16 protein-coding genes and 1 tRNA gene are annotated in these 22,411 nt (G+C 70.2%); 5 read left to right on the forward strand and 12 right to left on the reverse strand.

What is annotated here, in order from left to right; translation table 11 throughout:
* Positions 1 to 38 precede the first annotated feature (38 nt).
* The 7 genes from AC1DVZ_RS02780 to AC1DVZ_RS02810 all read right to left on the reverse strand — a co-directional run bounded on the left by AC1DVZ_RS02780 (position 39) and on the right by AC1DVZ_RS02810 (position 11,479).
* On the reverse strand, positions 39 to 3,206 hold the full coding sequence (locus AC1DVZ_RS02780) for a BTAD domain-containing putative transcriptional regulator (protein WP_477616659.1): 3,168 nt from the start codon (positions 3,204 to 3,206) through the stop codon (positions 39 to 41).
* 102 nt (positions 3,207 to 3,308) lie between these two features.
* Positions 3,309 to 3,947, reverse strand: a complete 639-nt coding sequence (locus AC1DVZ_RS02785) for a DUF3159 domain-containing protein (RefSeq protein WP_477616660.1) — start codon at positions 3,945 to 3,947, stop codon at positions 3,309 to 3,311.
* Between the two features lie 134 nt (positions 3,948 to 4,081).
* Positions 4,082 to 7,354: a heavy metal translocating P-type ATPase gene (locus tag AC1DVZ_RS02790; protein ID WP_477616661.1), complete on the reverse strand. Its 3,273-nt coding sequence runs from the start codon at positions 7,352 to 7,354 to the stop codon at positions 4,082 to 4,084.
* A 218-nt stretch (positions 7,355 to 7,572) separates the two neighbouring features.
* Positions 7,573 to 7,782, reverse strand: coding sequence for a heavy-metal-associated domain-containing protein (locus AC1DVZ_RS02795; RefSeq protein WP_477616662.1), 210 nt, complete (start codon positions 7,780 to 7,782; stop codon positions 7,573 to 7,575).
* 88 nt (positions 7,783 to 7,870) lie between these two features.
* Complete coding sequence (locus tag AC1DVZ_RS02800) at positions 7,871 to 9,538, reverse strand: serine hydrolase domain-containing protein (RefSeq protein WP_477616663.1); 1,668 nt, start codon at positions 9,536 to 9,538, stop codon at positions 7,871 to 7,873.
* A gap of 136 nt (positions 9,539 to 9,674) precedes the next feature.
* On the reverse strand, positions 9,675 to 11,135 hold the full coding sequence (locus AC1DVZ_RS02805; protein ID WP_477616664.1) for an MFS transporter: 1,461 nt from the start codon (positions 11,133 to 11,135) through the stop codon (positions 9,675 to 9,677).
* Between the two features lie 86 nt (positions 11,136 to 11,221).
* Complete coding sequence (locus tag AC1DVZ_RS02810; RefSeq protein WP_477616665.1) at positions 11,222 to 11,479, reverse strand: heavy-metal-associated domain-containing protein; 258 nt, start codon at positions 11,477 to 11,479, stop codon at positions 11,222 to 11,224.
* 241 nt (positions 11,480 to 11,720) lie between these two features.
* On the opposite strand from AC1DVZ_RS02810, the gene AC1DVZ_RS02815 reads away from it, so the two are divergent.
* From AC1DVZ_RS02815 to AC1DVZ_RS02825, 3 genes are all read left to right on the forward strand, one after another.
* A complete protein-coding gene (locus AC1DVZ_RS02815) occupies positions 11,721 to 11,900 on the forward strand; it encodes a hypothetical protein (RefSeq protein ID WP_477616666.1) in 180 nt (59 codons plus the stop codon).
* A gap of 22 nt (positions 11,901 to 11,922) precedes the next feature.
* Entirely contained in the window at positions 11,923 to 12,345 is a 423-nt protein-coding gene (locus tag AC1DVZ_RS02820) for a VOC family protein (protein ID WP_477616667.1), read from the forward strand.
* Positions 12,346 to 12,662: 317 nt separating this feature from the next.
* Positions 12,663 to 12,992: a hypothetical protein gene (locus AC1DVZ_RS02825; protein ID WP_477616668.1), complete on the forward strand. Its 330-nt coding sequence runs from the start codon at positions 12,663 to 12,665 to the stop codon at positions 12,990 to 12,992.
* Between the two features lie 253 nt (positions 12,993 to 13,245).
* Here AC1DVZ_RS02825 and AC1DVZ_RS02830 read toward each other — a convergent pair whose 3' ends face one another.
* The 3 genes from AC1DVZ_RS02830 to AC1DVZ_RS02840 are packed head-to-tail and all read right to left on the reverse strand — an operon-like array spanning position 13,246 to position 15,940.
* Positions 13,246 to 14,112 carry a CPBP family glutamic-type intramembrane protease gene (locus tag AC1DVZ_RS02830; RefSeq protein WP_477616669.1) on the reverse strand — a complete coding sequence of 289 codons (867 nt, stop codon included), beginning with the start codon at positions 14,110 to 14,112 and terminating at the stop codon, positions 13,246 to 13,248.
* A gap of 54 nt (positions 14,113 to 14,166) precedes the next feature.
* On the reverse strand, positions 14,167 to 15,129 hold the full coding sequence (locus AC1DVZ_RS02835; protein WP_477616670.1) for an NAD(P)-dependent alcohol dehydrogenase: 963 nt from the start codon (positions 15,127 to 15,129) through the stop codon (positions 14,167 to 14,169).
* 46 nt (positions 15,130 to 15,175) lie between these two features.
* Positions 15,176 to 15,940, reverse strand: a complete 765-nt coding sequence (locus AC1DVZ_RS02840) for an HD domain-containing protein (RefSeq protein ID WP_477616671.1) — start codon at positions 15,938 to 15,940, stop codon at positions 15,176 to 15,178.
* 189 nt (positions 15,941 to 16,129) lie between these two features.
* Here AC1DVZ_RS02840 and AC1DVZ_RS02845 point away from each other — a divergent pair, with 189 nt between their 5' ends.
* The gene (locus AC1DVZ_RS02845; RefSeq protein ID WP_477616672.1) at positions 16,130 to 17,503 is read left to right on the forward strand and encodes an alpha/beta fold hydrolase; all 1,374 of its coding nucleotides are present in this window, start codon (positions 16,130 to 16,132) and stop codon (positions 17,501 to 17,503) included.
* 66 nt (positions 17,504 to 17,569) lie between these two features.
* Entirely contained in the window at positions 17,570 to 19,030 is a 1,461-nt protein-coding gene (locus tag AC1DVZ_RS02850; RefSeq protein WP_477616673.1) for an MFS transporter, read from the forward strand.
* An 80-nt stretch (positions 19,031 to 19,110) separates the two neighbouring features.
* Here the strand turns inward: AC1DVZ_RS02850 and AC1DVZ_RS02855 are convergent.
* Both AC1DVZ_RS02855 and AC1DVZ_RS02860 read right to left on the reverse strand, forming a co-directional pair.
* Positions 19,111 to 19,187 (reverse strand) — tRNA-Met (locus tag AC1DVZ_RS02855).
* A gap of 72 nt (positions 19,188 to 19,259) precedes the next feature.
* Complete coding sequence (locus AC1DVZ_RS02860) at positions 19,260 to 22,346, reverse strand: UPF0182 family membrane protein (protein ID WP_477616674.1); 3,087 nt, start codon at positions 22,344 to 22,346, stop codon at positions 19,260 to 19,262.
* Positions 22,347 to 22,411: the final 65 nt, after the last annotated feature.

Below are 22,411 nucleotides of genomic sequence, written 5' to 3' on the forward strand. Positions count from 1 at the left end.
GGAGTCCATGCCCGGCTTGGCCGCTGCGCCACGCTCAGTCAGGAAGCTGCGTCCGTTGCGGGAAGGACGCCGGCTGACATGAGGTTGGCGAGGTCTCGCCGCTCGTGCGGCGGAGCCGGTCTGCCGCGCTCTGCGCGGACATCGCCCGCCTGGGCCAGCAGGTCCCGTGCCTGCTCCACCTCACCCATCGCCAAGGCGAGCCGTCCCAACCCTTCGAGGGCTGTGGCGGTCAACGACGGTTCGCCCACTTGGTGACTGAGGTCCAGGACGTGTCGGTAGCCGGCCCGCGCCGCCTCGAGGTCGCCGTCTGCCTCATCGCAGCGGGCGAGGCCAGCGAGGGCCAGCCCTTGGGGGACGGGCGTACCCAACGTTCGGAAACCGTCGTGGGCTGCCGTGTACCGGCGGCGGGCCTGCGGCCAGTCGCCTTCGACTTGCGCCATCAGCCCGTACCCGTAGGTGGCCAGGACGGTGCCGGCCCCGTCGCCGATGTGCTCAGACGCTGCGCTGGCGCGGCTGAACATGTCTGCGGCCTGCTCCGGGTGTCCTTGGTGCAGGTGGGTCACGCCCAGGTCGGCCAGGGCCCACTGCACGGTGTTGTACAGGCCGGCGCTGGTCGCCACGTCGATGGCTTCCTCGAGCACCCGTGCTGCTTCCTGGTAGCGACCGAACTGCCGCAGGCCCCATCCGAGGTGGTACAGGATGGCGGACAGCCCCCAAGGGTCGTCGAGCTCGCGGAACGCTGCGGCTGCCGCCCTGCCGGTGGGGATGGCGACATCCTGGCGGCCGGCCTTGAGGGCTGTCTCCATGCGAACGAAGCCGATCACCGCGTGCCCCCATGGGTCGTCGTCGGCGCTGAACTGGTCCTGCGCCTGCTGCAGGAGCCGTTCGCTGCGATCATGGTGGGCGCCGGTGACGCCCTCGACGGCGAGCAGCACTCGGGACAGCGCTGCGCGGGGGGCATCGCCGAGGTCTTCGAACAGGGCCAGGCTCTGTTCGGCTGTCTCGGCGCACCGCGGGCTGGGATGGACAAGGCACGCGCGTGGGCGTTCGACGATGGACACCGCCTGCAGAGCCTGGGCCTTCGCGTCTGTGCTGCCGACCCCCAGTGCGAGCAGCCGGGCCAACGCTTCGCGGCCTTCGAGGTGCCGGCCGAGGTGCCAGAACAGGCCCAGCGCACCGGCCATGGTGAGCGCGGCGTCGATGTCGCCGCGCGGCGAGCTGAGCCATGCCAGCGCGGCTCGGATGTTGGGCTGTTCGGCTCGTAGACGCACCAGCGCCTCACGTTGGCCGTGACCGCGCAGTTCCATCTCGGCGTCCTGGGCGAACCGGCGGTAGTAGTCCGCGTGGCGTCGCCCGAGCGTGTCTTCGTCCTCACGCGCCGCGAGCCGCTCTGCGGCATACTCCCGCAGTGTCTCCAGCATCCGGTACCGGGTCGTGCGACCCGGGTCGACGACGACCAGCGACCGTTCCACCAGTCTGCCGAGCGTGTCGAGAACAGAGCCGTAGGCCATGCCCTCGTCACTGAGTACGGCTTCAGCGGCAGCCAAGGTCCAGCCGCCGCGGAAGACGGAGAGCCCGTCGAAGACCGCTTGTTCACGGGGCTCGAGCAGCGCATAGCTCCAGTCGACCGTGGCCCGCAGCGTCTGCTGGCGGGTTTCGGCGGTGCGCGAACCACCGGTGAGCAGGGCGAACCGGTGGTCCAGACGTTCGGCAATCTCGGTGGGCGACATGGACGCCATGCGGGCGGCGGCCAGTTCGACGGCCAGCGGCAGGCCATCCAGGGCGCGGGTGATGCGCCCGACGGCTTGCGCGTCTTCGGCATCGAGGAGCAGACCGGGGCGCACCATACGTGCGCGTTCGGCGAACAGCTGGCTGGCCGGGTAGGTCAGGACCTGGTCCGGGCTGGCGTTTTCTGGGGGTGTCTCGAGCGGGCCCACGAGGACCTGCAGCTCGGCGGGCACGGCGAGCGCCTCGCGGCTGGTGGTGATGACGGTGACCCCGGGGCAGCGGGCCAGGATGTCCTCGACCACGCTCGCGGCCGCGTCCACCACATGTTCGCAGTTGTCGACGAGCAGCAGAAGGTTGCGGCCGGCGAGGAACCGGGTCAGGCGGTCCTGGATGTCTCGGTCTGCGGCTCCCCCATCCAGCGGTACGCCGAGCGCGTCCGCGAATGCGACAGGGACCTGGTCCGGGTCGCTGACGGGCGCCAGACGCACACCGACCGCGCCATGGGAGAACTCGTGCGAAGCGTTGGCGGCAGCGGCAAGGGCGAGCGTGGTCTTCCCGGCGCCGCCCGGCCCGACGAGGGAGATGAGTCGCTGGTCGGTGAGCATCGTGCCGAGCGAGGAGAGCTGGTCGTCGCGCCCGATGAGCGGCTTGGTGGCGAGCGTCAGTGCGCCGGGTGCCGCAGCTGCGCTGTCGCCGCGCTGGCGGGTTGGCGTCATGACTGGTGCCGGCGCCAGGAGCGCACTGTCGGCGTCTGCGCCCAGGGTCGGGTCTTGACGCAGGACCCGTTCGTGCAGGGAGCGCAGCGAGGTGGACGGTTCGAGCCCGAGGGTCTCGTCCAGGACGGTCCTGGTGCGGGTGTACACCTCGAGGGCGTCCGCTTGCCTACCGCTGCGGTACAGCGCGGTCATCAGCTGCCCGGCCAGGGACTCCAGGGTGGGGTCGTTGGCGACGACCGGTTCCAGGTCAGCCACAACCTCACGGTGCTGTCCCAGGGACAGGGCGACCTGGGCTCGTTCGGACAGCGCTGCCAGCCGCAGCTCGGTCAGCCGTGCGGCCTCGGCGAGTGCCCAGTGCTCCTCGGGAAAGTCCGCGAGGGCTTGGCCGCGCCACAACGCCAACGCGTCGTCGTACGCCTGGAGGTGCTCTGCCGTGTAGTCGCCGTGCGCGGCTGACGCCCGGGTTTGCCGGAGCTGGGTGACGAACGCTTCGGCGTCGATGGCGGACGGGTCGACGTTGATGCGGTATCCGGTGCGTTCCCGGGTAATCAGTCCCGGGTCGACGTCACGCAGGGCACGGCGCAGCTTGGAGACCCGGATCTGGAGGGCGTTGACGGGGTCTGCCGGCAGCGCGGACTCCGACCAGAGCCGGTCGATGAGCGTGGTCGCGGGAACGATACGTCCTGGGGAGAGCAGGAGCAGGACGAGAAGCGCGCGTTCTGCTGCGCCCGGCAGCGGAACTGGCTCGTCGTCGACGAGCATGTCTGTCGAGCCCAGCAACCTGAAACGAAGCGACTCCACCACGGCCCACCATTCCCCTGAATCGTCCCATCGTGCCGTCACGCAGCGACCGCGGCAACGGCCTCATGGGATGGTCTTGGACCGGGAAGCGCGTCGCAGGGCGCCCAGTGTCAGGGCCACGCCCGCGATGGTGAGCGGCCATCCAAGCAGGACTTTGGCCAGGGCGAGGAACTCGGGCTGGTTGGAGCTGTAAAGCGCGGCCTGCACGCCCGCCCGGACGGTGTAGAGCAGGGACCATCCGAGGGAGGCGGTCACGAGCACGCGACGCAGGGCGGGTTCGGGCCGCCAGCCACGCCCGCGGCCGTACAGGACCCCGTAGATGACCTGGACGAGGGGCCGTCCGAGCAGGACGGACCCGGCGAACGCGACTGCGTAGGCGGCGTCGACGTAGATGCCCGGACGGAAGAAGTCCCGGGCCTCCCCGGACCAGGCGGCAAATGTGACGGCGACGGCCAGGCCGGCGAGGCCGCGCAGGGCTTGTTTGAGAGTTTCGCGCCGGGCGACGCGGGTGCCGACCAGGGCGGCACCGGTCAGTGCGGCGGCGGCAGCAGCCGTGACGAGCGCGGTGTCATGGTGCCCGCCCAGTCGGACGGCAGCGTTGGTGGCCACGAAGACCAGGGGTGGCAGGGCGCCGTCGAGGGCTCCGCGCCAACCGCCGACCAGGCGAAGCAGCGGGGTCGGGGTGCTGTGGACGTCGGTCACGGGTTTCTCCAGGGTGGTCATTTCTGGTGGCCAGAACGGTGTCGGGTTCCGGCTCTGGTTAGGGGGCGGGTGGTGGGGGTTGCTTTGGTCCGGCCGCCCGACCCGGTGCGGGGTGCGAGCCGGGCGGCCGGTGCTTACTGCGCCTGCACGGTGAACGGGGCGGTGATGACGTTCCCGTTGGCGAGGCGGAACTGACCCCAGAGCCGGTAGGTCCCGGGACTCGGGAACGTGGCGTGGACATCCAGCTGCGGCCCGAAGCTCTGACCCGGGGTGGCGAACACTGGACGTCCGCGCTCGTCCTCGACTTCGGCGTGCTCATGGGCGAACGTGGTTCCGTTCGCGTTCATGACCACGACGTGCCCTGCGGCGGCCAGGTAGGGCTGCAGGTCGGTTACCGGCGTGCCCGTGTCGGCCTCCGAGAACTCGAAGTGCAGGTCGCTGCTGCCGTCCACGCGAGCGTCGCCATGGAGCTGGACCTTGACGCCGTCGATGACCACGGACCGGTTGGACACGGTGACCGGCTCGCCTGGGGCGGGCACCGGGCCTGGCACCGTGACGACCTGACGGAAGTGCACGTCGCCCATCTGGCCGCGACGGCGGAACTCCAGGTTGACGATGTACCGGCCGGGTGTCGGGAAGATCATCTCGACGGCAACCTCGCCGGGACGTCCGGTGGGCTGCGGGTGCACGTGGGCGAAGGAGGCGAGGTCGTCCCGCACGGCGATCACGTGCATCCACCCCTGGTGGCTCAACGTCAGGTCGGTCACCGGTTCTGCACTGCCCTGCTGTGTCACCGTGGCGGTCACCCGCGTCGGCAGGCCGGGTCGGGTGGTGTCCGGCAGGGACAGTCGCACATCCAGGCCGGCCTGCGCGGCCTCCACAGCGGGGACGTCGGCGTTCATCATGGTGCTCATGGACGGACGCATCGGCATGCCGGTGGACTGGTTCCAGGCGAGCAGGCCGTTCATGCCGCGCTCGGCGAAGTCCATCCGGCTGACCGCCGTCAGGGCGCCCCCGATGGCCAGGGCCAGGACTGCCACGGCCGTGAGGTAGGCGTACTGGCCGACCCGGGACCGCAGCGGCGGGTGCAGGATCTCCTGGGCCGACGCCGGTCGGCGGAAGCGCCGGAGCCGCAGCGCGTTGCTCAGCACACTGATCGAGCTCATCACCATGGCCGCTGACGCCAGGACGGGGTCCAGCAGGAGCCCGTCGAAGGCGAACAGCGCCCCCGCAGCCACCGGTACCAGCAGGACGTTGTAGCCGAACGCCCACACCAGGCCCTGCTTCATGGTGCTGACGGTGCGCCTGGACAGGGCGATGGCCGAGACGATGCCGCGCAGGTCTCCGCCCACGAGGGTGATGTCGGAGGCGGCGATGGCCACATCGGCGCCGGTGCCGATGGCGATGCCGAGGTCGGAGCGAGCCAGGGCTGCTGCGTCGTTGATGCCGTCGCCGGCCATGGCCACGACGTGGCCTTGCGCCTGCAGCTTCGCGACCGCCGCGTCCTTGTCCGCGGGCAGGACGTCGGCCAGGACGTTGCTGATGCCGACCTGCGCGGCGACCGCCTGGGCGGTGAGGGCGTTGTCGCCGGTGATCATCCACACGTCGAGCCCGAGCGCGTGCAGCTGGGCCACGGCCTGTGCCGACTCAGGCTTGACGGTGTCGGCAACCGCGACCAGCCCGGCCGGAGCGCCGTCCACGGCGACGTACATCGGCGTCTGGCCTTGGGCGGCCGCGCGGTCTGCGCCGGGTTCCAGTGTCGAGACGTTGACTCCGGCCCGGTCCATGAGGGCCTTGTTGCCTATGGTGAGGCTGTAGCCGTCCACGGCGGCCTGCAGTCCGTGGCCGGGGACGGCGTCGAACGACTGTGGCTGGGGCAGGCGCAGGCCGAGCTCACGGGCGTGGGTGACGATGGCCTGCGCCACCGGGTGCTCGCTGCCTGCCTCGGCTGCGGCGACCATTGACAGCAGGTCGTTCTCGTCCCAGCCGCCGGTGGTGGTGAACGTGGTCAGGGACGGACGTCCGCGGGTGATGGTCCCGGTCTTGTCGAGCACCACTGCAGTGACTCGTTTGGCCTGCTCGAGGGCCTCACCGTTGGAGATGAGGATGCCCAGCTCGGCGGCGCGTCCGGTGCCGACCATGACGGCGGTCGGTGTCGCGAGGCCGAGGGCGCAGGGGCACGCAATGATCAACACGGCAATGGTGGTGGTGATTGCCATGGTCAGGTTCTCGGACCCGGGCCCGAACAGGGCCCAGCCGACGAAGGTGAGGGCTGCCGCCACGATGACGGCGGGCACGAAGAACGAGGACACGGTGTCGGCCAGCCGTTGCATGGGCACTTTCGCGCCCTGGGCGTCCTCCACGAGCCGCACGATCTGTGCCAGTGCGGTGTCGGCGCCTACCGCGGTGGTGCGCACCAGGACGGTTCCTGTCGTGTTCAGGGTGCCCCCGATGACGGTGTCACTGGGCTCCTTGTCGACGGGGAGGCTTTCGCCGGTGAGCATGCTTTCGTCCACCGTGGTGCTGCCGGTGGTGACGACAGCGTCCACGGGAACTTTCTCCCCGGGCCGGATGCGGACCGTGTCACCGACGACGACCTCGTCGAGGGGGACGTCGGTTTCGATGCCGTCTCTGACGACCCGGGCGGTGGGCGGTGCCAGGCTGAGCAGGGCGCTGACGGCGGCCGCGGTCGCGCGCTTGGCCTTTGCCTCCATCCACTTGCCGGCCAGGACCAGGGCAATGATGACCAGCGACGTCTCGTAGTAGACGTGCAGTGGCAGGCCCCAGCTTTCGGCCAGGCCGGGCCAGAGGGTGACGAACGTGCTGTAGCCGTAGGCGACGCCGGTCCCCAGAGACACCAGGGTTGTCATGTTGGTGCTGTGGTGCTTGGCCGCTGCCCACGCTGTGGCGTAGATGCTTCGACCGGCCCAGAACTGGACGACGGTCGCCACGACGAAGATGGCCGGCATCAGCCAGTCCATGGCGTCGAGGTAGAGCGGGACGTACATGAGGACCATCAGCCCCAGGCCGGTGGCCAGGGCGACCTGCCAGCGGCGTTTGAGCTGGCGAAGCTCTCGGTCCCTGTCGTGACCGGCGGTGTCGGCAACCGGCGTGTTCGGGCTCTGCGCGGGTGCGCTGGTCGGGGTCGCGGTGTAGCCGGCACGGGTGACGGCGGCAGTGAGCTGTTGCACGCCAATGAGGTTGGGCGAGAACGTGACGGATGCGACCTCGGTGGCCAGGTTCACCTGCGCTGAGGTGACGCCGTCGAGCTTGTTCAGTGCCTTCTCGATGCGTCGCACGCACGACGCGCACGTCATGCCGCCGATCTGCAGCGTGCATGTCTCGCCCTGGGTGCCGGGGTCGGCGCCCGTGACGCGTGCGGCGTCGGTCGTTGTCTGGGTGGTCATTCCTTCTCCTGAGACTGTGAGTTTCTGGTTGCGCCAACGGTGGGCGGTGGCGCTGTCCGTCTGCTGTCTGGTCGGTGTGGTCGCCCGGATCGGCTGCGTGGGGCTGGTTCGAAGGTGGTCGGACACTCCTGACCCAGGCGTGCCCGCGCGGGCTTGGCCTTTCGGTGGGACGGTGCCCGTGGCCCGGCGGGGCTCGGAAGAGCCCCGCCGGGCGCCCGTCAGGCGGACAGGGTGTAGCCGGCCTCGGTGATTGCGGACCGCAGCGCCGCGAACGGGACGGTCCCGGTGCTGGTCACTGTGACCTGACCGCGGACGACGTCAACGTCGACGCCGGTCACGCCGTCCACCGCCGTGACTTCGGCGCGCACTGCCCGGGCGCAGTGGTCACACGTCATGCCGGTGACGGTGTAGGTCTGGGTGGTGCTCATTGGTGGTTCCTCCTGTGGGTTGGGTTGGTGCCGGTGTCCGGCGGTTTCTCGCCCGTGCCCGCGAGCGTGCTCGTCGGGCACCGGCGACTCATGGGCGAACGGGCCCGTAGACGGGCCGTTCTGGGTCGTGCCAGCCGACGACGGCCGGGGACTGCGCGGGCTTGGTGTCGCCGTCCTGCGGTCCGGGGACAAACCGTCGTGACGAGCGGGCTGGCTGCTGGTCCGGGCGCCGGGCACGACCCCACTGCCAGGACCGGGTGAGCGTGGTGGCGAGCGCGGCGAGCAGCGCCGCGCTGACGAACACGACCAGCGCTGGCCACTCGTACATGAGGGCACGCCAGGTCACGTCGCGTCCGATCAACGCGTCGGCGACCCGCGGAAACTCTGCTCCGACGGTGAGCACGATGGCGGACGGCACCATCCGCAGGGTCGTGCTGACCCGGCCGCCGCGGCGGCGGCGAGCCCAGCTGCCCGCGCGGACCACACCGGCCGTGCCGAGGATGAGCGCCAGCGCGGTGAGCGCGGCGAGGACCGTGTCGAACGTGGTCGTGGGGTGCAAGGCGTTGGTCGGTGGGGTGGTCCCTTCGATGATGTCGAACACGCCGCGGGCGATGGCGGTCTGGTCGAGCACCATCGGGGACCCGCTGTTGAACAGCAGCACGACGCCGTACCCGGTGCCCGGCCAGACGGCTTGCTGGGACGTGAACGTGAACAGGCTGCCGCTGTGGTCGATGCGGGTGGGGGCGCTGCGGGGGCCGCGGGTGGACCAGCCGAGGGCGTAACCGACGTGGGGAGCGCTGGGGGTGTGCAGCAGCCGCAGGCCGCGGCTGGACACGACGGGCGTGCCGTCAGCGGTTCGGCCGTCGTGGGCGTTCACAATGAGCCACTGGGCCATGTCGGTGGCGGAGCTGACGATGCCGCCCTCGCCGACGGTGAAGCTGCCGAACCCGGGCGTGGCGAACGCGTGACCGTACGCGGTGACGTGACCGTCTGCGAGGCCGGGAACGGGCTGCCGGTCGGTGGTCGTGGAGGTCGTGGACGTCATGTGCGCGGGCCCGAAGATGTGGTCGCTCATGTACTGCCCGAACTCCTGACCGGTGATGACCTCGACGAGGCGGGCCGCGACCTGGTAGTTCGGGTTGGAGTAGGCCCACTTCGTTCCCGGGGTGGACGCCGGCCGGGCGGACCGCAGGCTCGTCGTCGCGTCGGTTGGGCTGGTCGGCGCGGGGCGGCTCAGGTCGGGTACGACCGCGTCGCTGATGCCGGACGTGTGGTCCAGCAGCTGCCGGACGGTGATGCGGCTGGCGCGCGGGTCTGCCATCTGGAACTCGGGCAGGTGCCGTTGGACCGGGTCGTCGAGGTTCAACCGGCCCGCGTCCACGAGCTGCATCACGGCCAGGGCGGTGAACGACTTGGACAGCGACGCGACCCGGAACAGGGAGTTCGGAGTCACTGCGGCTCCGGTGGAGTCGTGCCCGTACCCGCGGACCATGAGGACCTGGTCGCCGCGGGTGAGGGCGACGGCGGTCCCGGGGATGGCTGACTGCCGAAGCTGCGTGGCCAGGAAGTGGTCCACCTGCTGGGCGACCGTGACCGGCACAGGCGGGGTGGCGGTAGTGGTGGCGGCGGGCGCTGGCGCGGCTGCCAGGAGCAGTGCCGCGGCCAGGGCGGGGACTGTGCTCACTGCCCGCAGCACGCGGCGACGTTCGGGCTTGGGGCGGACGTCAACGACGTCAGGGCTGAGCTGGTCGAACATGATGTCCTCAGGTGGTGCCGACGGGACGTGGCGAGTGGTGGTGGTGCGTGGGCGGCAAGGTGGCGGGGTGCGACGTTGGGACCGTGCCCCCGGCGGGATCGGGGTGCTCACCGGGGGCACGGAGCCTGGGGTTGGATCAGGCCGTCGCGTGCTCCGGCTTGCCCGTGGACGCGCCGTCGACGGTCTGCGGTGCCGGCTGCTGGCTGCGCAGCCAGGCGGCGGTGACGACGCCGCCGAGGGCGGCGATGGCGGCCGCGCCGAGCAGCCCGGCGGAGAACCCGTCGGTCAGCGACGCGAGGTCCGTGCCAGCGCCGCCGGCGGCAGCGGCGACCGCGGTCATCCCGGCCAGGCCGAGAGCTGACCCAACCTGGTAGTTCGTGTTGACGATGCCGGCGGCGAGTCCGCCCTCGTGCGGCGCAGCCGAGGACAGGGCCAGGCCCAGGGAGGGGATGAACGCCATCGCCATGCCGGCAGCGGTGACCAGGGTCGCTGGGAGCACGTCGACCAGGAAGGTGCCATCAGAGCGGATGAAGGACAGCCACACCAACCCTGCGGCCAGAGTGCCCAGACCGGTGACGGTCATCGTCTTGGGTCCGAACCGGGCGATGAGCTTGGGTGCGGCCACGACCATTCCGACCATGATGGTCACGGTCAGCGGCAGCAGCGCCGCTCCGCTGGCGAACGCACCCAGGCCCAGGACCTGCTGCAGGTACAGGTTGATGAAGAAGAACATCGGAATCCACGCGGCCCCGAGCAGGAACTGGGCGCCGTTGGCGGCGGCGAGGTTGGGGGCGCGGAAGATGCCGAGCCGCATCAGCGGCTGACGTAGCCGGGCCTGCAGTACCACGAACCCGGCGAGCAGCACGATTCCTGCCGCGGCGGCGGCCAGCGTGGTGGGTGAGGTCCAGCCGCTGTTGGGTGCCTGGACGATGGCGAACACGAGCGCACCCAGGCCGCCGGTGACGGTGACCGCACCTGCGACGTCAAGCGAGCCGCGGGCTCGAGCCCCGTGCGGCATGACCGCGGGGGTCAGGGCCAGGACGGCGGCAGCGAGTGGGATGTTGATGAAGAACACCCACGGCCAGCTCGCGTACTGGGTCAGGACCCCACCGAGGAACACGCCAGCGGTGCCACCGGCGGGCGCTGCGGCGCCGTACAGCGCCAGCGCCTTGGTGAGCTCCTTGGGAGTGGCCCCGAAGATGGTGAACAGCAGGGTCAGGGCGGCGGGTGCGATGAGCGCGGACCCGGCCCCTTGGATGGCCCGACCGATGAGCTCTACCGGTCCGCTCTGGGCGAGGCCCGCGACCAGTGAGCCGGCCGCGAGGACGGCCCATCCGGTGGAGAAGATGCGGCGCGCGCCGAACAGGTCGGACAGCCGGCCCCCGAGCAGGAGCAGACCGCCGAACGCGACGACGTACGCGTTGAAGACCCAGCTCAAGCCCTGGGGTGTGAAGTCGAGGTCGGCCTGCATCTTGGGCAGGGCAACTCCGATGATGGACGTGTCCATGATGACCATGAACTGTGCGGTGGCGATCAGGCCAAGGGCCAACCAGCGCCGGCCACTCTGGCGCCCCGCAACGGGTGGGGTGGAAGACATTAGGTGCCTCTCTCGTGTCTGACAGCCGACGGCGGCTGTGAGCTAGTGGGAGAAGCGTTCACAGGACCCCTGTCCTCGTCCTGTCCTCACTCTGTCGGGCCGTCTGGGTGGGCTTGGAGGTTGACGGACTCAGCTGCGATGGGCGGCAGTGATGTGGCGAACGTTGAGCCGTTGAACGCTGCGATGACGTCCCGCAGCTGCATCGTTCCGCTCACGCTGATGACGGACCGGGCCGCGTCGGCGCTGACCGTCACGACTCCCGGCACGTCCCGCAGCATCGCGGTGACCTCGCGAACGCAACGCCGACAACTCATGCCACCGACGAACAGGTTGAGCTGCCGCATGCGGCCATCACCTCCCTTGTAGGACCTGTCATGGCTCCACGATGCGATGCGGCGCTGTCCGTCGACTGTCCGCGGCAGAACGGTCATACCGCCCGCCGCACGTGACTGGTCACCAGGCCACGTGGGGCGCGAAAGCGCAGGGACAGTGGTGGGCAAGAGGCGCCCTGCACCGTGGTCTCAAGGACTTCAGCGCCGGACCGCCGGCCCCAAGACAAGGAACGTGAGACCAATGGCTGCATGGATGACCCTCGAGGAAGAATCAGGCACTTCTCGGCACACGATTCACCCGCACAATGGCTACTACGCGGGCGACTTCTCCTCCTCCCAGGACCGCCAGCAGAATCAGGTTGGCCGGGACAGTGACACCCCCAAGATGAGCCTCCTGGTGCTGGCCACGGGCGACCGCCTGCGGCTGTGGTGACCGCGGGAATCGGAGGACGACGATGGACGAGACGAACCACCCCGACCGGTCGGTGTTGCAGATGCGGCTGGTTGTCGAAGCGGCCGACTACGACGAGGCGGTGCGGTTCTACCGGGACGCGCTCGGCGGGCAGGTGGAGCTTCAGGTCCACGGAGACGACGGCGAGAAGGTGACCATCCTGGATGTGGGCCGGGCAACGCTGGAGATCTCCAACCCGCGACAGGTCGACATGATCGACCGTGTCGAGGTGGGCCGGCGCGTCAGCCCGCGCATGCGTGTCGCGTTCGAGGTCGCCTCTGCACGCTCGGTGACTGATCGCCTCGTTGACGCGGGCGCGGAGCTCATCGCAGAGCCGACGCTCACACCTTGGGACTCGCTCAACGCTCGGCTTCAGGCGCCGGCCGACCTCCAGCTCACCGTGTTCGAGGAGCTTCACTCCGAGTAGTTCCAACGATGCTGACCCGCGCGTCCTGGGGACTCCCACTGGCTGCCCCCCCCGTTGCGTCGCGTGAGGGTCCGCGTTAGGCCCGGAGCCGAGCCGGGTCGCCGCGGGTACGCCGCCTGGCCGCGTCGGGGGGACGGGTGCCCGACTCAGTGCCCCAGGCTCCTCACCCCATTGTCGGATTCGAGGCCCGGCCAGTGGGGGGATGCTTTGGTCCGTACTCCAAGAACTGGCCCGAAGGGAGCCGACCAATGTCAATCACCCGTGCGATTGTCCGTGCAGCTGTTCCCACTGCAGTGTGCGTGGCGACCCTGGTCCTGATGCCGAGTCCCGCACAAGCAACGATCCACCCGATCGTCCAGTCGATCAACTGCGCCGCAGCGGCCGCCTTTGCCCACGCGCCCGTCGCCAACCCGCCCGGCCAGACGCCAGACGCGCTGACCGAGGAGATCATCACCGTGAACTTCCCGTTCCTGACCGTCTCCTTCCCCGAACCGCTGGAGTTCACCCAGTCCGACTTCAGGGCGCTGCAGGCCACCGGGTTCATCGACGAGGTCGTCCGCGACGCCGATGGCAGGGTGACGACCCTCGTTGTCGACCTTCGCAGCGTGCCGATGGCAGTCAGCGGCCAAGGCGGGGCGCACTGCTGACGTACGCACGTCGGGCGGACACGAAGGCGGGCCCGGACCGTTTGCTCCGGGCCTCGTCGCGACCCGATCATGGTTCGGCGTCGGGATCGGCCGGGCCTGCGCAGTTTCAGACTGGCCTCGCCGTCGCCCGTGGTTGCGGCCGCCGAGCTTCACGAGCTTTTCACGTCCCGCGCGGCCACCTTTCGCGAGCATGCCACCGGGGCAGGCGCAGCGGGCCCCTTCCGGGCTGGCGGTGCCGTCTCAAGGGGCGGGTTCACAGCCCGAGCATGGTGGCGTTGCGGACGGCGTCGATGACGGCGTGCGCCAGCGCTGGCCCGCCCAGGTTGCGGGTGCGGCGCCACGCGAGCGACAGCCCCACCCCGAGCACGACGTGGACGACGACGAGCTCGGCGACCAGGACCGGCAGGGGGAAGCCTGACGCGACCGGAAGGTGCCACAAGCCCCAGAGCGCGGACACGAATACTGCTGACTGCCAGCCGCGCGCGTCGCCGTCGTGGTGCACGTGCGCGTCGATGGCTCCCCGGAACGCAACTTCCTCGAGCAGGAACGTGGCCGGGAAGTACAGGGCGGTGTACTTGACCAGGGCGGCGACCGCAGCCATCGCGGGCAGCGGGGTCCCGGTCGCGATGTGCAGCACCCCGTAGACGGTGGCCATGCCGCCGGCGCCGACCGCCATCGGCAGGGCTGCCGAGCGGAGCGTGGCGACGCTCGAGCTGGCCCGCAGGGAGAACGCAGCGGCCACGGCACCGGCCATCGCGGCCAGGTACCAGCCGAAGGTGGTCCAGTCGCCGTCCGTGAACGCCAGCGTGGCGTAGTACCCGGGAGTGATGGCAAGGGCGGTCGCGATCGCGGCCCCCTTGTGGTCCAACGCGAACCGGGTCTCGCCCGCGGCGAACAGCTCGCGCAGCGGGCGGCGACGCACACCCAGCTGGAACGCGGCGGTCAGGGGGATGCCAAGCAGCAGGTACGCGTTGGAGCTGAGCCCGAGCAGGTATCCGGCGGTCACCCAGGTGGTCACGAACCCGACCGCCTCGATGACTCGACGCCGCTGGGAGGCGTCCGCGCGCTGCCCGCTGGTGGCATGCGGTGTGGTGGTGCGGGGGCTGTTGTCGAGGGTCATGGCCGTCATCTCCGTCCGGATGCTCGAACTCGCGGTTGCTGGTGTCTCGTCAGGTCAGATGGTGAGCGCGAGGCGTCCTGCTGTTGAGCCCGTCTCGACGGCAGCGACTGCGTTGGCTGCGTCTGCGAGCGGGTAGGCCCGGATGTGCGGGGGCTGCACGTTGCCCGCAGCGATGAGGTCGTTCAGGCGGTCGAGGGTGTCCGTGTTCTCCTTGGCGACGAACATTCGCAGCGTTTGGCTGATGAACGGGGTGAGGAGCATGGCGCCGGCCTGGCGTTGGATGCCGCCGACCCATCGGTCGCCTTCGCCGCCGACGATGACGAGCCGGCCTCGGGGGGTGAGTGCGCGGCGTAGGCGCCTCGTGGGGGTGCGGCCGAACACGTCGATGATGACGTCGTAGGTGCGGGCGCCGTCGGTGAAGTCGCCCTGGGTGTAGTCGATGTGGTCGGCTCCGAGGGATGTGAGGAGCTGCTGGTGGCGGGGTCCGCTCACTCCGGCCACCTCGGCTCCGGCTGCCTTGGCGGCTTGGACCACGATGCTTCCGACGGCTCCGGTGGCGCCCACCACCAGGACACGTTCGCCGGGCTGCACCCGTCCGTGGTCTCGAACTGCCTGGAGGGCCGCGTATGCCGCGTACGGCAGGACGGCGGCTTCCTCAAAGGTGAGCCGTGGTGGCTTCAGGGCCATCTTGCTGGGCGACGCGGCGGCATACTCGGCGTAGGTTCCGCGGGCTGCGCCGTAGACCTCGTCGCCGACGGCGAAGCCGGTGACGTTGGAGCCGATGGCTTCGATGCGTCCGGCGTAGCTGACGCCGGGGACGCGCACCCGTGGGGTTCGCAGGCCGGTGCCGAGTCGCATGAGGTACGGCTGTCCGGTCATGAAGTGGAGGGCGCCGCGGTCGACGCCGGCGGCGACGACCTGGACGAGGACCTGGTCGTCGCCGACCTGGGGGTGGTCGATGTCGTCGAACCGGAGCGAGGAGGCGTTTCCGTAGTGGTCCTGCACGATGGCTTTCATGTCACTGGGTCCTTTGCGAGTGGGGTGGGTGGAGGGGCGAGGGTGTTCATTCGTCGAACGGGGCGAGTGCGACGGCGGCGGTGAACGCCCCGTAGCGGCGCAGAAGGCGGGCGCGGCCTTCTGGGACGCGGGCTGCTTCGCACGCCCATGCCTGGGTGAAGTACTTCTTGAAACCGTCGCGGGGGTGGTCGCGAACGGCGGTGGTGAGGGTGGCAGCGGGTAGCTGCCAGGTGCGGACGCCGACGACGTCGACACCGGCGCCAGCGGAGAGCAGGTAGGCGACGGGTCCTGCATCGAGGGTGACGCGGGGGCTGTGGTGCATGGTGATGGCGGTCTGCAGCGTTTCGGTGGCCGCCGTGGACAGGCCGACGTGTTCGGCGACGTCTCTGGCGATGCGAGCTGAGGTGAGGGTGAAGTCAGCGCGTCCGTCGGCGAGGACGAGGCCGGTGTCGTGGAGCAGGGCCGCGGCGTACAGGAGCTCGGCGTCGACGTCGACTCCTTCGAGCTCGCCGATGGCTCGACCGAACTGGTAGGTGCGGTGGCTGTGGTTGAGCAGCGGTGTGGGCAGGACCTTGGTGGCGGCGTCGGTGGCTGCGCGCGTCAGGGCCGAGCTCGGGGCGACGAGGCGGGCGGGCGGCACGTAGGCGTTCCGGCCAGGGTGCAGGTGCGTCAGCAGGGCAAGGCGGCCCACGGCGTTGGTGGCGTGGGCGCGGGCGAGGTCGACGAGCAGTCGGCGAGTGTCTGCGGGTTGCAGGTGGCCGCCGGTGCGCATCGTCCAGTCGACGGTTCCCACGGTGGTGGCGGCGTGCATGTCTCTCCTTCGTCCCAGTTGGTCTGCTTCGAGGTTGACGCAAAGGGCGGGTGGTTCGCCCCGGTCAAGTGACCGGGTTCTGGGCCGGGCAATCCCGGCCATGTGACCGGGGCGAGCAAATCCGTTCACCGCGACCGTGGTGTCTGTGGCCGACCACTCCCGGACGGCCAGGAAAAGGGGACAACCGTCATGACCACCACAGCCCGCACCACCCCGACCGAGGTCGCGACCCCTTCGTCGGCCACCCGGGTCGGCCCGATGGGTCGCATCACGTTCGCGTCCATGGCCACCGGCGTCGTGGCCGCGGCTGCTCTGCTCATCGGGGTCGTGCCGAACGCGACCGAGGCCCGCGTCGTCGGCGCCGTCCTGGTCGCGTTCGCCACCGGGTGGGCCATGCTCGCGTTCCTGTCCACCCGCAAGACGACCCGCCCGCAGCGGTGGGCGTACGCGCCCGCCACCATCCTGGCTACCGCCGGCGTCGCCCTGGCCGCCGTCAACCCGGGCGAGCCGGCCATGACCCGCCTCGCGTGGGTGTGGGCGCCTGCCCTCGTGGTTGGGGCCGTGTGGGTTGAGCGCCGCACCCGCCGTGACCTCCCCGGCCGCGCCCGCCTCTGGGTCTACCCGGTCACCCTCGCCATGCTGCTCGCCGGTCTCGGCGGGCTGTACCAGGCCACCACCAAGGCGCCGCAGGCCGCGGCCGGCGCCATGCCCGGCAAGCTGGTGGACGTCGGCGGGTACCGCCTGCACCTGAGCTGCACCGGCACCGGCACCGGCACCGTCGTGCTGCTCAACGGTCTCGGTGAGACGTCCCCCCTGTGGGCGCGCGTCCAGCCGGCCGTCGCGGCCACCTCTCGGGTCTGTGCGTACGACCGGGCCGGGCAGGGCTGGAGCGACGACTCGTCGAACCCGGCCGACGCCACCACCGCGGCGACCGACCTGCACAAGCTCCTGACCGCTGCCGGCGAGGCCGGCCCGTTCGTCCTGGCCGGACACTCCAGCGGCGGCGTCCACGCCCTCACCTACACCCACCTGTACCCGAACGACGTGGCCGGAGTGGTGCTGCTCGACAGTGCCAGCCCGCGCCAGGTCGAGCTCGTGAAGCCGTTCAAGGGTGAGTACCAGGTCATGCGGCGCGTCCTCGCGGTTGCACCCACCCTGTTCCGCTTCGGAGTCGGTCACGCCCTGACCGCGATGGGCAGCCCGTCGCTGCCCGGGAACGCCGGTGCGCAGGTGTCCGCGTTCACGAACAGCCCTCGAGGCTTTGCGAACACGCGCGCTGACCAGGCCGCACTGCCCGTGGCGTTCCGTCAGGCCCAGGCACTGACCACGCTCGGGGACACCCCGCTGGTGGTGCTGACCGCACAGGACAACATCGACGCCAAGCCCGGATGGGGCACCGCGCAGGACCAGATGGCCGCCCTGTCGACCAACTCCCGGCACACGGTCGAGGACCTGTCCCACGTCGGACTCCTGACCGACCCGACCGGCGCCGCCCAGACCGTCACCGCCATCACCGACGTCGTCACCGCCGCTCGCACCCACAGCCCGCTGCCGACTCGCTGACACCACACGGCGGCCAGCGCTCACGCAGCACCACACTCCCCGGTCACCCTCCTGAAGGAAGYCATCGTGTCCACCTCCGTCCAGACCCCGCGCGCGACCACCCGCCCAGCGCAAGGCACCAGCACCCCCCCGGGCACCAGCACGACGGACGTCGGGGCACGTCATCGTCGCGGGGTCGCACTCGGGCTCCTGGTATCCGCCCAGTTCGTCGTCATGCTCGACACCTCCATCGTCAACGTGGCGCTGCCGTCCATCCAGACCGATCTCCAGCTCAGCCCCACCGCCGTCACGTGGGTGGTCAACGCCTACGTCCTGGCCTTCGGCGGCCTGCTGCTCCTGTCCGGACGGGCGGCAGACCTGTTCGGCCGCCGCCGCATGTTCGTCGCCGGCTCAGCCCTGTTCACCGTCGGCACGCTGCTCGCCGCGTCAGCAACCAACCAAGGACTCCTCCTCGGCGGTCGCATCGTCCAGGGCGTCGGCGCCGCGGCACTCAGCCCAGCCGCCATGTCGCTGCTCCTCGTGACCTTCCCCGGACCACAGCGAGCCAGGGCCATGAGCATCTGGGGGGCCGCCTCGGCGCTCGGAGGAGCCACCGGTGTCATGGCCGGCGGACTGCTCGTCGGCTCGTTCGGCTGGTCGTCGGTGTTCTTCGTCACGGTGCCCATCTCGCTCAGCGCCGTCGCCATGGCCCGGTACGTGCTCCCCGAGGGTGCGCACGGCGGGCGCCGCCGGTTCGACTGGCACGGTGCGGCGGCCATCACCGGCGCGGTCATCGCCCTGGTCCACGGTGCCCTCGGCATCGCCGACAGCGGATGGACCTCTCCCACCGTCCTCGGAAGCCTCGTCGGCTCCGCCCTCCTCGTCGCGGTGTTCGTGACCGTCGAACGCCGTAGCGCCGACCCCCTCGTGCCGCTCGAGCTCTTCGCGTCCCGGACTCTCAGCACCGGCGTAGGACTGGCTGTCCTCGGCGGGGCCGCCCGGGCATCCACCTTCGTGCTCGTCGCCCTCTATCTCCAGCAGGCCCTCACGATGGCTCCGCAGCAAGCCGGGCTCGCGATGGTCCCCACGTCGCTCACAGGTTTCGCCGTCTCACTTGCTCTGCTGCCGCGGGTCCTGCGCGCGCTCGGTCCGCGGCGCGCCCTCGTCATCGGGCTGGTGGTCCTCGCCGCCGGCCACCTGTGGCTGGCCTACGCACCCCCGGCAGGCGGGTACCTCGTCGCAGTCCTCCCCGGGCTCCTGCTCGTCGCCATCGGTGTCGCCCTCAGCTTCACGCCCACCACCATGGTCATCGCCTCGGCCGCCCCCGAGTCGCACACAGGACTGGCGTCCGGTCTCGCCGGCTCCGCGACCCAGGTCGGGGCCGCGCTCGGCACGGCCACGTTCACCGCGATCGGCATCTCCGCGGGAGCCACGGACACCGGCCTGCTCGGAGCAAACGGGTTCTCGGCGGCCTTCACCGCCGCTGCGGTCGTCGCGCTGGTCACCGCTGCTCTCGGAAGCACGCTCGTCCGGGCGCGGCGCACCTGAGCCACGCGGCATACCCGGCAAGTGCGAGGGAACAGCAGAAGGCCCGGACCAGTGGTCCGGGCCTTCTGTCTGTGACGCGTTGGTAGCGGGGGCAGGATTTGAACCTGCGACCTCCGGGTTATGAGCCCGGCGAGCTACCGAGCTGCTCCACCCCGCGTCGGTAGACACCACCTTACGGGAGCCCCTGCGCCAGAACCAAATCGGGCCGCACCGAGGTCGGACGAGACCCCTAGGGAGTCGACGTCGCGGTCGGCGCCGGTGTCGTGGTGCTCGATGACGGCGTGGGAGTGAACGTCACCGACCCGCCCTTCGGGGCGGCGGCCACAGCGCGCGCGATGGCGTCGGCGAGCTGCTTCTGGGCCGTGCCGTATGCCGCGAAGTCACCTGCCTTGAGCGCCTTCTGCCCCGCGTCGTAGGCCGTCTGGATGTCGGCCAGCGCCTTCGCCAGCGCGGCCGCGTCAGCCGGTGGTGGCGTGGTCGGTGTCGTCGGCGTGCCGCCACCGGTGGTGGGCGGCGTGGTCGGCGTCGAGCCGGAGTCGCCCGCGCTGGCCCCGGAGTTGCCGCCGAACAGGCCGTCCAGGGCGCCGTCGAGCGTGTAGGCCCACGCGAGCTTGTCGCCGAACGCCGCGACGGTGGCCCGTTGGAGCGGGAACGCCGAGGTGCCCTGGGCCCGCACGTAGATCGGCTGGACGTACAGCAGCCCACCGCCGACAGGGAGCGTGAGCAGGTTGCCCAGGGTGACCTGGGACCCCGTCTGTCGCGCGTTGTTGAGGAACTGGCTCAGGTTGAGGGTCGAGTCGGGCGAGGTGACGTTCGACGAGTTGATGTCGTTCTGCACCTGACCCGGCCCTCGCACCTGGCTGTCCTTGGGCAGGGTGAGCAGCCGCAGCGTGCCGTAGTCGTCGCTGCGCTTGCCGTCGGTGGAACCCGCATCCGCGTCGACAGCGAGGAAGCCGGACAGGACCTGCCGGTCGCCGATCGGCTTGAACGTCGTCGTCAGCGAGAAGCGTGCTCCGCTCTGGTCGGGCATCTTGAGCGTGAGGTAGTAGGGCGGCTGGTCGACGTTGCCCTCCTGGGCCGGGTCCTCCGGCACCTCCCAGAAGTCACCCGCGCCGTAGAAGGAGTCGGCATCGGTCACGTGGTAGCGGTTGAGCATCGTGCGCTGCACCTTGAAGAGGTCTTCGGGGTAACGCAGGTGCGACATGAGGTCGCCGCTGATCTCGCTCATGGGCAGCACCGTGTTCTTGAACGCGTTGGACCACGCCTTGAGCAGCGGGTCCTTGTCGTCCCACGAGTACAGCTTCACCGAGCCGTCGTAGGCGTCCACGGTGGCCTTCACCGAGTTGCGGATGTAGTTGACCTGACCGGTGCCGATGGGGCGCACCGACTGCGAGGTGGCGGTGGTCGAGTCGGACGTGGCGCTGTCGATCTCGGTCAGCCGTGAGTAGGGGTAGTCGGCCGTGGTGGTGTAGCCGTCCACGATCCACTGCACCCGCCCGTCGACGACGGCCGGATAGGGGTTGCCGTCGAGGGTCAGCCAGGGCGCGACCCGTTGCACGCGGTCGATCGGCTCGCGGTGGTCGAGCAGCCGGCTCTTGTCGTTGACGGCGTCGGAGAGCATGAAGTTGAGCTCGCGGTACTTCATCGCATAGGCGGACTTGCGCAGGAAGGACGTGAGGGGCACCCCGCCCTTGCCGGTGTAGGTGTTGTTCTTCTGTCCGGCTGCGCTGCCGTCGGGGTAGTCGAACTCACGCGCCCTGGAACCGGCGGCACTGCCGACGATGGAGTAGGTGGGCGACTGCTCGCCGAAGTAGACCCGCGGCTCGAACTGTCCCAGCGGACCCATCTGGGGGATGTTCTGCTCGTAGAAGACCGGCTGGCCGTCAGCCCCGCGCTGGTTGCCGTAGGCCGCCACCACACCGAACCCGTGGGTGTACACCGTGTGGTCGTTGAGCCAGTTGCGCTGGTTCTGCGGCAGGCCGTCGAGGTCCAGCTCGCGGACTGCCACGACGGTGTCGTTGACCTTGCCGTTGATGTTGTAGCGGTCGACGTCGAGGGCATCGGGGAAGGCGTAGTAGGACTTCACCGACTGGAGCTGCTTGAACGTCGGGGAGACCACGATGGGGTCGACCAGGCGGATGCCCGGGATGGTCTCCGCGTCGTCGCGCAGCTGACCGGGGCTCGCCTCCGTCGTCGCGGTGTAGCCCTCGGTGTCGACGTTCGCGATGCCGTAGGCCGCGCGGGTCGCCTTGATGTTGCGGTCGATGTAGACCTGCTCGAGGGACTTCTCCGAGGGCTTGACCTTGAACCGCTGGTAGAGCCCGGGGTAGATGCTCCCGACGACGATCGAGGTGATCACGAGCAGGGCGACGCCGACCACGGGGAGCCGCCAGGAGCGGGTCCAGATGGAGGCGATGAACAGACCGACGGTCATGAGCGCGGCCACGGCGAGGATCGCCTTGGTCGGCAGCACCGCGTGGGCATCGGTGTAGCGGATGCCCGTCAGCAGCGGTGAGTCCTTGGTCGCGAGCGCATAGCGGTCGAACCAGTAGGTGGCCGCCCGGACCAGGACCAGCGCCGCGACGAGGATGGCCAGATGGGTCCGCGCCGCCCGCGAGGTGCGCTCCGCCCGCGCCTGGATCTGCAGCCCGCCGTACACGTAGTGCGTGAACGCGGCGGCCAGCGTGGCCATCACGAGCACCATCGTGAGGAAGCCCAGCAGGAACTGCACCCATGGCAGCGTGAAGACGAAGAAGGACAGGTCGCGGTGGAACTGCGCGTCCTGGCTGCCGAACTGGACGCCATTGCGCCACAACAGGAACGTCTTCCACTGCCCTGCCGCACCAGTGCCCGCCAGCAGGCCCAGGATGCCGGGGATGGCGAACATGGCGATCTTGCGCAAGGGCTCGATCGCCTCGCGGTACTGGTCGAGGCTCTGCTGCTGCGGCGTCACCGGCGCGTAGATCGGTCGGGTGCGGTAGGCGATCAGCAGGCTCGACGCCACCACTCCCGCGGTCAGCACGAAGCCCACGACGAACAGCAGGATCTTGGTGGTGAGCTGCGTGACGAAGACACCCTCGTAGCCGACCGAGTCGAACCACAGCACCTCGGTCCACAAGGACGCCATGATCGACACGACGAACCCCAGGACCACCAGGATCACGACGGTCGGGACCAGGGGCCCACGCCGTCTGCCGAAGGACAGCTGCGGAGGGCGGCGAGCGCCTCCTCCCGCCCCTGCCCCGCGCGGAGTGCCCTCGGGACGGGAGCCCTCGGCGCCCGACTCGCCCTGGCCGAACCATTCAGAAGAACTCACGCCACGCCCGATCTGCCGTGCGACCGCCCAGCGGGGCCGCCTGCTGTAGTGGGTCCAACTTACCG

The organism is Pedococcus sp. P2_E5 (genome assembly GCF_056403895.1).

What these genes read in the sequence shown, in the direction of transcription:
- AC1DVZ_RS02780 (WP_477616659.1), bottom strand. Translation starts at nt 3,206, where the DNA reads ATGCTCGTCGACGACGAGCCAGTTCCGCTGCCGGGCGCAGCAGAACGC.
- AC1DVZ_RS02790 (WP_477616661.1), bottom strand. Translation starts at nt 7,354, where the DNA reads ATGACCACCCAGACAACGACCGACGCCGCACGCGTCACGGGCGCCGAC.
- AC1DVZ_RS02795 (WP_477616662.1), bottom strand. Translation starts at nt 7,782, where the DNA reads ATGAGCACCACCCAGACCTACACCGTCACCGGCATGACGTGTGACCAC.
- AC1DVZ_RS02800 (WP_477616663.1), bottom strand. Translation starts at nt 9,538, where the DNA reads ATGTTCGACCAGCTCAGCCCTGACGTCGTTGACGTCCGCCCCAAGCCC.
- AC1DVZ_RS02805 (WP_477616664.1), bottom strand. Translation starts at nt 11,135, where the DNA reads ATGTCTTCCACCCCACCCGTTGCGGGGCGCCAGAGTGGCCGGCGCTGG.
- AC1DVZ_RS02810 (WP_477616665.1), bottom strand. Translation starts at nt 11,479, where the DNA reads ATGCGGCAGCTCAACCTGTTCGTCGGTGGCATGAGTTGTCGGCGTTGC.
- AC1DVZ_RS02815 (WP_477616666.1), top strand. Translation starts at nt 11,721, where the DNA reads ATGACCCTCGAGGAAGAATCAGGCACTTCTCGGCACACGATTCACCCG.
- AC1DVZ_RS02820 (WP_477616667.1), top strand. Translation starts at nt 11,923, where the DNA reads ATGGACGAGACGAACCACCCCGACCGGTCGGTGTTGCAGATGCGGCTG.
- AC1DVZ_RS02825 (WP_477616668.1), top strand. Translation starts at nt 12,663, where the DNA reads ATGCCGAGTCCCGCACAAGCAACGATCCACCCGATCGTCCAGTCGATC.
- AC1DVZ_RS02830 (WP_477616669.1), bottom strand. Translation starts at nt 14,112, where the DNA reads ATGACCCTCGACAACAGCCCCCGCACCACCACACCGCATGCCACCAGC.
- AC1DVZ_RS02835 (WP_477616670.1), bottom strand. Translation starts at nt 15,129, where the DNA reads ATGAAAGCCATCGTGCAGGACCACTACGGAAACGCCTCCTCGCTCCGG.
- AC1DVZ_RS02840 (WP_477616671.1), bottom strand. Translation starts at nt 15,940, where the DNA reads ATGCACGCCGCCACCACCGTGGGAACCGTCGACTGGACGATGCGCACC.
- AC1DVZ_RS02845 (WP_477616672.1), top strand. Translation starts at nt 16,130, where the DNA reads ATGACCACCACAGCCCGCACCACCCCGACCGAGGTCGCGACCCCTTCG.